The following is a 10,566-nucleotide window of genomic DNA, read 5'->3' on the forward strand; positions in this document are numbered from 1 at the left end:
AGCCATTATGTCTGATTTGACGTCCCAGAAAATCCCCGTGACCGTGCTGACCGGCTATCTCGGCGCCGGCAAGACCACGCTTCAGAACCGCATCCTGTCGGAAAACCACGGCAAGAAATACGCCGTGATCGTCAACGAATTCGGCGAGATCGGCATCGACAACGACCTGATCATCGGTGCCGATGAAGAAGTGTTCGAGATGAACAATGGCTGCGTCTGCTGCACCGTGCGCGGCGATCTCGTGCGCATCCTCGATGGCCTGATGAAGCGCAAGGGCAAGTTCGATGCCATTATCGTCGAGACCACCGGTTTGGCCGATCCGGCGCCGGTGGCGCAGACCTTCTTCGTCGACGAGGATGTCCAGAAGAACGCGCGGCTCGATGCGGTGGTGACGGTGGCCGATGCGAAATGGCTGAACGACCGGCTCAAGGACGCGCCCGAAGCCAAGAACCAGATCGCGTTCGCCGACGTCATCGTGCTCAACAAGACCGATCTCGTTTCCAAGGCTGAACTCGCCGAAGTCGAAGCACGGATCAGGGCCATCAACCCCTATGCCAAGCTGCATCGCACCGAGCGCTGCCAGGTTGCGCTATCGGACGTGCTGGAGCGCGGCGCGTTCGATCTCGATCGCATCCTGGAGATCGAACCGGAATTTCTCGATGCCGGTGATGGTCACGACCACCATGATCACGACCACCACCACGGCCACGATCATCACCACGATCACAACCATGGCGGCCTGAAACATTACCATGACGAGGACATGCAATCGCTGTCGCTGCGCACCAATAAGCCGCTCGATGCCACCAAGTTCATGCCCTGGCTGCAAAACCTCGTCGCCAGCGAGGGCCAGAAGATCCTGCGCTCGAAGGGCATTCTCGCCTTCACCGACGATGACGAGCGCTATGTGTTCCAGGGCGTGCATATGATGCTGGAGGGCGATCACCAGCGGGCCTGGAAGGACGGCGAGGCGCGCGAGAGCCGTCTGGTCTTCATCGGCCGCGAATTGCCGGAGCAGACCATCCGCGACGGTTTCGAGAGCTGTATCACCACGTGATGAAAGAGTTCGATCCGGGCGAGGCCGCCTCCATCATTTCCGTCACCGACCAGGTGCGCCCGGTCGCGATCGGCATGCCCGTCACGTCGGTGCATTTCCTCGGCGACCACGCCGTCTTTGTCGGCGCCGAGGAAAGCGTCGCGATGGTGAGCGGGCAGGGGGACATCTCCCAAGTGTCCGTGTCCCTTGTGTCCGTGCATGGCGGCGGCATCCTGTGCGCGGTGTCCGACGGCAAGCGCATCGTCATGGGCGGCGATGACGGCAAGCTCGTTGCGCTGGACGCCAAGGGCGAGGTCACGCTGCTTGCGACCGATGCCAAACGGCGCTGGATCGACAATGTCGCGCTGCATCCCGAAGGCGCCGTGGCGTGGTCGGCGGGCAAGACCGCCTTTGTCCGCAGTGGCAGGGCTGAGGAAAAATCTTTCGACGTGCCCTCGACGGTCGGCGGTCTGGCGTTTGCGCCCAAGGGTCTGCGGCTGGCGGTCGCGCATTATAACGGCGTCACGCTGTGGTTTCCCAACATGGTGGCGACGGCGGAAGTTCTGGAATGGGCAGGCTCGCATCTCGGCGTCGTGTTCAGCCCCGACAACAAGTTTCTGGTGACCGCGATGCACGAGCCGGCGCTGCATGGCTGGCGGTTGGCCGATAACCGGCACATGCGCATGACCGGCTATCCCGGGCGCGTCAGGTCGATGTCGTGGAGCGTGGGCGGCAAAGCGCTGGCCACATCAGGGGCCGACACCATCATCCTGTGGCCGTTCGCCAGCAAGGACGGCCCGATGGGCAAGGAGCCCGCGATGCTGGCGCCGCTGCAGGCGCGTGTTTCCGCGGTGGCCTGCCATCCGAAGCAGGATATCCTCGCCGCGGGCTATAGCGATGGCACTATTCTGATGGTGCGGCTCCAGGACGGCGCCGAAATTCTGGTGCGCAAGAACGGCACCGAGCCGGTGTCGGCACTGGCCTGGAACGCCCGGGGCACGCTGCTGGCCTTTGCCGCGGAGGACGGCGACGCCGGGCTGCTGGCGCTGTAGCAACCGGGTTCCCGGGGAACCATGTGCTCCGGTATCCGTTGATCCCGCGAACAATTTTGCGGTGATCGAGATGTATCCGAACGACAGAAAAAGTGCTGCCAGCAGGGATTTCTGGCTTGCCGCCGCGATTGTCGCGACGGGGCTGGTGATGTCAGGTCTTTCGCTGACGGAGCTTCCGGCGCGCAATCCGCAAATGGCGCAGGCGACGCAACCGTTGCAGGCCTCGCCTTCGACCGCGCCGGACAACGCACCCGCGGAGTCAAAGCCCGGTGGCGCGCGTCCGACTACGCCCGCACCCGAGCCGGCTCACCCTGATGCCGGCGCGCAGACGATAGGCGCTGCGCCGGCATTGCCGCCGGCTCCAGCGGAAAAGATCGCGCCGCCAATCAAGGAAAGATAGAATTTTCTGAGAGCGCGATGTCTGTTTGGGCCACGGTGTCATTCCGGGGCGCGAGTGAAACGAGCGAGCCTCAGATGTGCAATTGCACATCGGGGAATCTCGAGATTCCGGGCTCGATGCTTTGCATCGCCCCGGAATGACGGGGTCGAGTGGCGTGTTTGACGGCACGATGACAATGGCCGCGATCCGCGCCCGGCTGCTGCCGATTATACAGCCTCGATTGTAGCCATCGGCTGTCGCATAATGCCCGCCTTGAAACACGCGATCGCGTGAATGAACAGACGAGGCAGGTAATGAAGATCGACGATGTCAGGCGAAACGCCTATTCGATGCCGCTCACCAATCCATCGTTTCCGCCGGGGCCTTATCGTTTCTTCAACCGCGAATATTTCGTCATCACCTATCGCACCGATCCGGAAGCGCTCGCCGCCGTGGTGCCGGAGCCGCTCGAAATCACGGATTCCGTGGTCAAATATGAATTCATCCGGATGCCCGATTCGACCGGCTTCGGCGACTACACCGAGACCGGGCAGGTGATTCCGGTCCGCCTCAACGGCGAGGACGGCGCCTATACCCACGCGATGTATCTGGACGACGACGCGCCGATCGCGGGCGGCCGCGAGCTGTGGGGATTTCCCAAGAAGCGGGCGACGCCGAAGATCGAGGTCGAGAGCGACGTGCTGGTGGGAACGCTGCATTATGGTTCGGTGCTCTGCGCTTCCGCCACCATGGGTTACAAGCACCGTCCGGTCGATCATGACACCGTGCTGAAAGGCATGAAGGCGCCGAATTTCATTCTGAAGATCATTCCCCACGTCGATGGCAGCCCGCGGATCTGCGAGCTGGTGCGCTTTGGTCTCGAGGATATCACCCTGAAAGAGGCCTGGACCGGCCCGGCCGCGCTCGGCCTGTTTCCGCACGCGCTGGCGGATGTGGCGCGGCTGCCGGTGCGCGAGGTGATCTCGGCGCTGCACTTCAAGGCGGATTTGACGCTGGGCCTCGGGAGCGTGGCGTTCGATTATCTGGCGAAGTGATAACCGTCATTCCCCGCGCCGACACGTAACGCTGTCGCCGAGGGCGCGATTCCACCACGGTCGTCATGCCCCGCGAAAGCGGGACATCCAGTATTCCGCGAGATTCATCGGAATCGTGACGCCGGCGTTTACTGGATCACCCGCTTTCGCGGGTGATGACAGCGGAATCTGCGATGGCGCATCGAGGAATCTCGCTTGGCGACGTTTGGCTAACCATCGGAACCGGACTTGCTTGACCAAGCAAGCGGGATTGTTTTCCTGCGGAACATGAACGAAGTCGAGACAATCTACGCCAGCATCCCGGGCGGCCCCAATCTCATCGCGTGGTTCGGTCAGATTCCAGGTTTTCATGGTGCGGAGATCGTGAGCCTTGATCTGCGCCGTCGGGCCCCGAGCATGCTCGTCATTCATGCCTGGAACGAGACGAACGAGGTGGGTCATCGCGGCCACCGGGTACTTGATAAGCACGCCGTCGTTACCTTTGCGCTCGAAGATATCATCGACCTTCAACTGAATGGCTTCAGCCATCAGAATGTTATCTCAGGCCTTCATCTTCGACGTGCGCCGGAGCGCCCCGACCGCCGCCCCTTCTATGAGCTCGACCCGTCATCCAACGATTACGAGATTGAGTTAGAACCCTGCTTCGGTCTTGACGGCATAATCCGGTGTCGAAGGGTCCTGGTCGACTTTGTTCCGGGCAAGCCTGACGATACGCGCGGGTGGTCAAGGGCTACGCGCAGGCTAGGGGAATGACCAGCCGCGCGTTCTGCTTCAACGGTCATGCCCCGCAAAGGCGGGGCATCCAGTATTCCGCGGCATTCATCGGAATCGTGACGCTGGCGTTTACTGGATCACCCGCTTTCGCGGGTGATGACAGCGGAAAGTTTTAAAACGCTTATCGCGCGCCCTTCACCGCACCAGCACGTTGCGAAACTGCCAGGGATCCGACGTGTCGATGTCTTCCGGGAACAGTCCCGGCCGGTCCGAGAGCGGCGTCCAGTCGGTGTAATAGCCTTTCACCGGGCCGAGATAGGGCCGCTGGATTTCGAGGCAGCGGCGGAAATCCATTTCGTCGGCCTCGACGATCCCCGCGGTCGGATTTTCCAGCGCCCATACCATGCCCGCCAGCACCGCCGACGACACCTGCATGCCGGTGGCGTTCTGGTAGGGCGCGATGGCCCGGGTTTCCTCGATCGACAGTTGCGAGCCGTACCAATAGGCGTTCTTGCCGTGGCCATAAATCAATACGCCGAGTTCGTCGATGCCGTCCTCGATCTCGTTCTCATCCAGGATGTGCCATTTCGGCTGCATCTTGCCGGTGGCGCCGAAAATTTCGTGCAGCGACAGCACCGCGTCATTGGCGGGGTGGTAGGCATAGTGGCAGGTCGGGCGATAGATCACCTTCTGGCCGTCGCGCACCGTGAAATAATCGGCGATCGAGATCGACTCATTGTGGGTGACGAGAAAGCCATATTGCGCGCCCGGGGTCGGGCACCATGAGCGCACGCGGGTGTTGGCGCCGGGCTGCAGCAGATAGATCGCCGCACCACAGCCCTCGGTATGGGCGCGGCCATTGTCCGGCATCCATTTTTCGTGGGTGCCCCAGCCGAGTTCGGCCGGCTGCATGCCCTCGGACACAAACCCCTCCACCGACCAGGTGTTGACGAACACGTTCATCGGCTTCGGCTTCTTGGAGCGCTGGGTGTCGCGTTCGGCGATGTGGATGCCCTTGACGCCAAGCTTGTGGGCGAGCTGGCCCCAGCCCTCCCGGCTCTTCGGATCGTTGAACGGCGTATGGGTGTCGCGGGCGATGTCGAGCAGCGCCTGCTTGACGAACCAGGACACCATGCCGGGATTGGCGCCGCAGGTGGAGACCGCGGTCGTGCCGCCTGGGCTCTTGTGTTTGGCCGCCAGCAGCGTCTCGCGCAGCGCGTAATTCGAGCGCTTTTCGGGACCGATCGTCTTGTCGAAGTAAAAGCCGAGCCACGGCTCCACGACGGTGTCGATATAGAGCGCGCCGATCTCCCGGCACATGGTCATGATATCGACCGAGGAGGTGTCCACCGACAGATTGACGCAAAATCCCTGGCCGCCGCCGGCGGTCAACAGCGGCACCAGCACGTCGCGATAATTGTCTTTTGTTACGGCCTGCTTGATGAAGCGCACGCCGTGCTGGGTGGCGATCTCGCCATCCTCGTGCGGATCGATGATGACGAAGCGCGATTTGTCATATTCGAAATGCCGTTCGATCAAAGGCAGCGTGCCTTTGCCGATCGAGCCGAAGCCGATCATGACAATGGGGCCGGAAATCTTGGCGTGAATCGGTTGATCGGACGGGCTCATGGATGGGTCTCCGGAACAGGGATGCGCTGGCGCAGGGAAATCAGATTGATGGGATCAGAATGAGGGAATCAGGCGGGGTTTCGCTTGGCGGTCACTTCGATCTCGACCTTCATCTCGGGCTTCAGAAGTGCGGCGACCACGAGCAGGGTTGCGGCCGGCCTGATATCGCCAAGCTTTTCGCCGCAGACCGCGAACACCGCATCGGCGTCCCCGGCCGCGGTGACGTAATAGGTCGCGCGGACGATGTCGGTCATCGCAAAACCGCCATCTTTCAGCGCGGCTTCGATGGTCTTGAAGCAGTTTCGTGTCTGGCTCGTGACATCCGCCGGCATGGTCATGGTGGCGTAATCGTAGCCGGTGGTACCGGCCACGAAGGCGAAATCGCCGTCGATCACGGCCCGGCTAAAGCCGGCGGCTTTCTCGAACGGCGATCCGGTGGAAATGAGACGGCGTGGCATCGGAACCTCGATCTTTACTTTTCGTGCGGTTTGCCGGGTTTTTATCGGCTTTTTTGCCCGGCACAGCCTCTCGCTATCGCACGACGAGCGATAAGTCACGCTGGGAGCGGACCGCGGCGGCCGTGGCCCGCCGGCGGGCGAAGATGTCCATGACGATCATGATGACCAAAAGGACCATCAGCACGGTCGTGATGGTCCGGGTGCGCAGATTAGGCAGAATCGGGGCGGCGCGCATCGACGGCGGGTTGTCTGTCATGATGTCGCGCTCAGGCCGCGTGCTTTTTCACACGGTGAGTTCCGGTCTTCGGCAGCCAAGCGCCGCTCGCAACGATCATTCCAAAGGCGCCGTCGAGCGCGCCCTCGCGCAGTTCGAGACCGAGCAGCCGGTCGCGTTCGAACGGACCGGGCAGCGACAGCTCGCCGGTCTTGAGCGCCGCGAAGCCGAAGCGGGCGTAATAAGCCGCGTCGCCGAGCAGGATCACGGCGCCATGCCCGAGCGCCCGGGCGGCGGCCAGCGCGTGGTTCATCAGCGCAGCGCCTATGCCAAGCTCGCGGCACGACTTGTCGACCGCCAGCGGGCCCAGCATCAGCGCCGGGACGCCCCCGGCGCTGACGTGCCACAACCGCACGGTTCCGACCAGCCGGCCCTGATGCACGACCGAGAGCGCGAGGCCTTCGGCGGGCAGGCGTCCATCGCGCAGGCGCTGGCAGGTGCGCATCTGGCGGTTTACGCCAAAGCAGGCATCCAGCAGCGCTTCACGCGCAACGACGTCCGAGGCACGTTCCGCACGGATCACGAACGGAGCGGCATCGGGGGTCAGGGCAACGGGGGTGTTCCGCAAAGCAGTCATGGCACGTCAGTCCTCGCTCCAACGGCAGCAAGCCGCGGGAGCGTTGTCAGCAAATTTGCATGTGAACAGGATGGGAGCCGGCGAACCGGCTCCCGGTTATCAAAGCCTCTTGGGAGGTCTTTAGATGTGGTAGGTCCGCAACGGCGGGAAGCCGTTGAACGCCACCGACGAGTAGGTCGACGTATACGCACCGGTACCTTCGATCAGCAGCTTGTCGCCGATCTCGAGCGTCACCGGGAGCGGGTACGGCATCTTCTCGTACATCACGTCCGCGGAATCGCAGGTCGGGCCCGCGAGCACGCACGGCGTCATGTCCGCCCCGTCATGCGGGGTGCGGATGGCGTAGCGGATCGACTCGTCCATGGTCTCGGCGAGACCACCGAACTTGCCGATGTCGAGGTACACCCAGCGCACTTCGTCCTCGTCGCTCTTCTTGGAGATCAGAACGACTTCGGTTTCGATGACGCCCGCATTGCCGACCATGCCGCGTCCCGGTTCGATGATGGTTTCCGGGATCTGGTTGCCGAAATGCTTGCGCAGCGCGCGGAAGATCGACCGGCCGTACTGCACGACCGGAGGAACGTCCTTGAGGTACTTGGTCGGGAATCCGCCGCCCATGTTGACCATGGACAGGTTGATGCCCCGCTCGGCACAGTCGCGAAACACCGTCGAGGCCATCGCCAGGGCACGATCCCACGCCTTCACCTTGCGCTGCTGCGAGCCGACATGGAACGAGATTCCACAGGGCTCGAGGCCAAGGCGCTTGGCGAGGTCGAGCACTTCGACCGCCATCTCCGGGTCGCAGCCGAACTTGCGCGACAGCGGCCATTCGGCGCCTGCGCAGTCATAGAGAATGCGGCAGAACACCTTGGCGCCGGGCGCGGCACGGGCGATCTTCTCGACTTCGGCGCTGCAATCGACCGAGAACAGGCGAATCCCAAGCTCGAAGGCGCGCGCGATATCGCGCTCCTTCTTGATCGTGTTGCCATAGGAAACACGGTCCGGAGAAGCCCCGGCGGCCAACGCCATCTGGATTTCGACGACCGACGCGCAGTCGAAGCAGGAGCCCATCGAGGCCAGCAGCGACAGCACTTCCGGCGCCGGGTTTGCCTTTACCGCGTAGAACACGCGGCTGTCCGGCAGCGCCTTGGCGAAGCTCTGGTAGTTGTCGCGCACGACTTCGAGATCGACGACGAGGCACGGCTCGACGTCCTGGCCCTCGTTACGGCGGTTGCGCAGGAATTCCTGAATACGTTCAGTCATAGTAGCACCCTCCCAAACGGCCCAGCGACGGGACACGTTCAAAAATGATCTCGGATCAAAGCGCTTCAGCCACATCACGCGATGGAGGCGCGAGGGGGCCAAAAGCTCAGACCGAATTGTGCTGCCGTGGATTGGTTGGGAATGATCCCGCCCGCACACCTGGCAATGAAGGACAAGCCTCTTCGGTATTCGCGCCGGCTGGTGGAAAGCCGGCAGAGACCAAAAAAGCCCGATCCGTCGTTGCTTTAAGTCGCGTCCCCCGTTGCACGGTTGCAAGGAGTAAAGAGACCTTCAACGGCATCTCTTGAGAGAGATGCTGGACTCTCAAGTCCAAGACGACTTGAGCGACCCTCGGTTCTTCATCCCTTGGCGGCTGTCCGGCCTCTTGTCCGGATACCTACCGACTGACACACGACCACAGGCACGTGCGAAATTGGGCAAGACTGCAAATAAGGGTTTTGAGTCTGCTTCGCAACATTTTTTTTAGGCTGTGAGCAAATTTCCCTAACACGGCGTTTCAGCGCCGCGCTCGGCACGCGCCAGCGGCGCCAAAAGTGAACAGACGTTAAGTTTGTTTAACGAGGTGTGAGCGTTTGAGGCCTGCGGCGCGCGGCTTTGTCGCGCGCACGACTTACGCGCGGCGCGTAAAGGGCTCGACGCGTTGTGCGGCGCGGATGAACGCGATCATGATGAAGACGCCGACCGCGAACAGCACGGCCTGCAGGATATGCGCGCCGGTGTCGTCGAAGCCGAACAGGATCGCGAGCGCCCAGCCGCCGGCGAAAGCCGCACCGAACACTTCGGCGCCGATCAGGATCGCCGCGCTGATCACGGTGACGACGCTCGGCCAGACGATCTGGCGGGCGCTGGTCGGGGAGGGCTGCGCACTCATGGGTTCTGTCCTGTTCAAGGGGCGCAATCTCTCCGAAAAGGCCCTCGCTATCAAGCGTAAAAGGCCCAAAAAAGCCCGATCGCGTGATATAGCGTCCCTCACTCATTTGGGACGCAAACGGGAATTCCTATGCCAGAAACCTCGGAAACGCCGGCACTTTCGCAAGCTCAGGCCAACCCGCTGCTGAAGCCGTGGCGGACGCCGTTCGAGACCCCGCCCTTTGCCGAGATTGCGCCCGAGCATTTCCTGCCCGCCTTCGAGCAGGCCTTTGCCGACCACTCGGCCGAGATCGCCGCGATCACCCACGATCCGGCGATGCCCGATTTCGCCAATACCGTCACCGCGCTGGAGCGCTCGGGCAAGCTGCTCTCCAAGGTTTCGTCGGTGTTCTACGATCTGGTGTCGGCGCATTCCAATCCGGCGCTGCTGGAGATCGACAAGGAGGTGTCGTTGCGGATGGCGCGGCACTGGAACCCGGTCATGATGAACGCGGTGCTGTTCGGCCGGATCGCGCTCCTGCACGACAACCGCGCCACGTTCGGGCTGACGCCTGAGCAGATGCGGCTCCTGGAGCGCACCTATACGCGTTTCCATCGCTCCGGCGCCGGGCTCGACGAGGCGGCGAAAAAGCGGATGGCCGAGATCAACGAGCGGCTGGCCCATCTCGGCACCGCGTTCAGCCATCATTTGCTGGGCGACGAACAGGACTGGTTCATGGAGCTCGGCGAGGCCGATCGCGACGGCCTTTCGGACAGCTTTATCGCGGCATCGAAGGCGGCGGCCGACGAGCGGGGCATGGCCGGCAAGGCGATCATGACGCTGTCGCGCTCCTTCGTGGAGCCGTTCCTGAAGACCTCCGGCCGCCGCGACCTGCGCGAAAAAGTGTTCAAGGCTTTCGTTGCGCGCGGTGACAACGGCAATGGCAACGACAATAACGAGACCATCGTCGAGATCCTCAGGCTGCGCGAGGAGAGCGCCAAACTCCTGGGCTTCCCGACCTTCGCCGCCTATCGCCTCGAGGATTCGATGGCCAAGACGCCTGAGGCCGTCCGCGGGCTATTGGAGCGGGTCTGGAAGCCGGCGCGGGCGCGGGCGCTGGCCGATCGCGATGCCCTGCAGGCGCTGGTGGCGGAAGAGGGCGGCAATTTCGCGCTGGCACCGTGGGACTGGCGCTATTACGCCGAAAAGCTGCGGCAGATCAGGGCCAATTTCGACGATGCCGCGATCAAGCCCTATC

Annotated in this window: 12 protein-coding genes; 5 read left to right on the forward strand and 7 right to left on the reverse strand. The window is 62.6% G+C overall.

The annotated features are described in order from the left end of the window. Positions 1–7: 7 nt before the first annotated feature. From ABR948_RS25010 to ABR948_RS25025, 4 genes are all read left to right on the forward strand, one after another. Positions 8–1,057: a CobW family GTP-binding protein gene (locus ABR948_RS25010; protein ID WP_428123160.1), complete on the forward strand. Its 1,050-nt coding sequence runs from the start codon at positions 8–10 to the stop codon at positions 1,055–1,057. Then, the gene (locus ABR948_RS25015; protein WP_428123143.1) at positions 1,057–2,088 is read left to right on the forward strand and encodes a WD40 repeat domain-containing protein; all 1,032 of its coding nucleotides are present in this window, start codon (positions 1,057–1,059) and stop codon (positions 2,086–2,088) included. Before ABR948_RS25010 ends, ABR948_RS25015 begins: the two co-directional genes overlap by 1 nt. A 70-nt stretch (positions 2,089–2,158) precedes the next feature. After that, positions 2,159–2,488, forward strand: a complete 330-nt coding sequence (locus ABR948_RS25020) for a hypothetical protein (protein WP_428123145.1) — start codon at positions 2,159–2,161, stop codon at positions 2,486–2,488. 293 nt (positions 2,489–2,781) lie between these two features. Continuing rightward, entirely contained in the window at positions 2,782–3,522 is a 741-nt protein-coding gene (locus tag ABR948_RS25025; RefSeq protein WP_428123147.1) for an acetoacetate decarboxylase, read from the forward strand. Between the two features lie 63 nt (positions 3,523–3,585). Here the strand turns inward: ABR948_RS25025 and ABR948_RS25030 are convergent, their stop codons facing one another. The 7 genes from ABR948_RS25030 to ABR948_RS25060 all read right to left on the reverse strand — a co-directional run bounded on the left by ABR948_RS25030 (position 3,586) and on the right by ABR948_RS25060 (position 9,329). Further along, positions 3,586–4,050 carry a hypothetical protein gene (locus ABR948_RS25030; protein ID WP_428123148.1) on the reverse strand — a complete coding sequence of 155 codons (465 nt, stop codon included), beginning with the start codon at positions 4,048–4,050 and terminating at the stop codon, positions 3,586–3,588. A gap of 381 nt (positions 4,051–4,431) precedes the next feature. Further along, positions 4,432–5,865, reverse strand: a complete 1,434-nt coding sequence (locus tag ABR948_RS25035) for a homospermidine synthase (protein WP_428123150.1) — start codon at positions 5,863–5,865, stop codon at positions 4,432–4,434. 68 nt (positions 5,866–5,933) lie between these two features. Beyond that, entirely contained in the window at positions 5,934–6,323 is a 390-nt protein-coding gene (locus ABR948_RS25040) for a RidA family protein (RefSeq protein WP_428123151.1), read from the reverse strand. 73 nt (positions 6,324–6,396) lie between these two features. Next, a complete protein-coding gene (locus ABR948_RS25045) occupies positions 6,397–6,579 on the reverse strand; it encodes a hypothetical protein (RefSeq protein WP_428123152.1) in 183 nt (60 codons plus the stop codon). A 10-nt stretch (positions 6,580–6,589) separates the two neighbouring features. Beyond that, positions 6,590–7,174 carry a GNAT family N-acetyltransferase gene (locus ABR948_RS25050; RefSeq protein ID WP_428123153.1) on the reverse strand — a complete coding sequence of 195 codons (585 nt, stop codon included), beginning with the start codon at positions 7,172–7,174 and terminating at the stop codon, positions 6,590–6,592. A 120-nt stretch (positions 7,175–7,294) separates the two neighbouring features. Continuing rightward, positions 7,295–8,437, reverse strand: a complete 1,143-nt coding sequence (locus tag ABR948_RS25055; protein WP_428123154.1) for a type III PLP-dependent enzyme — start codon at positions 8,435–8,437, stop codon at positions 7,295–7,297. A gap of 631 nt (positions 8,438–9,068) precedes the next feature. Continuing rightward, a complete protein-coding gene (locus tag ABR948_RS25060) occupies positions 9,069–9,329 on the reverse strand; it encodes a hypothetical protein (protein WP_428123156.1) in 261 nt (86 codons plus the stop codon). A gap of 129 nt (positions 9,330–9,458) precedes the next feature. Between ABR948_RS25060 and ABR948_RS25065 the strand changes: the two genes are divergently transcribed. Continuing rightward, positions 9,459–10,566, forward strand: a 1,108-nt coding sequence (locus ABR948_RS25065; RefSeq protein ID WP_428123158.1) for a M3 family metallopeptidase, incomplete at its 3' end; no start/stop codon positions are given.

It is taken from the genome of Bradyrhizobium sp., from assembly GCF_050014615.1.
Lineage (GTDB): Bacteria > Pseudomonadota > Alphaproteobacteria > Rhizobiales > Xanthobacteraceae > Bradyrhizobium.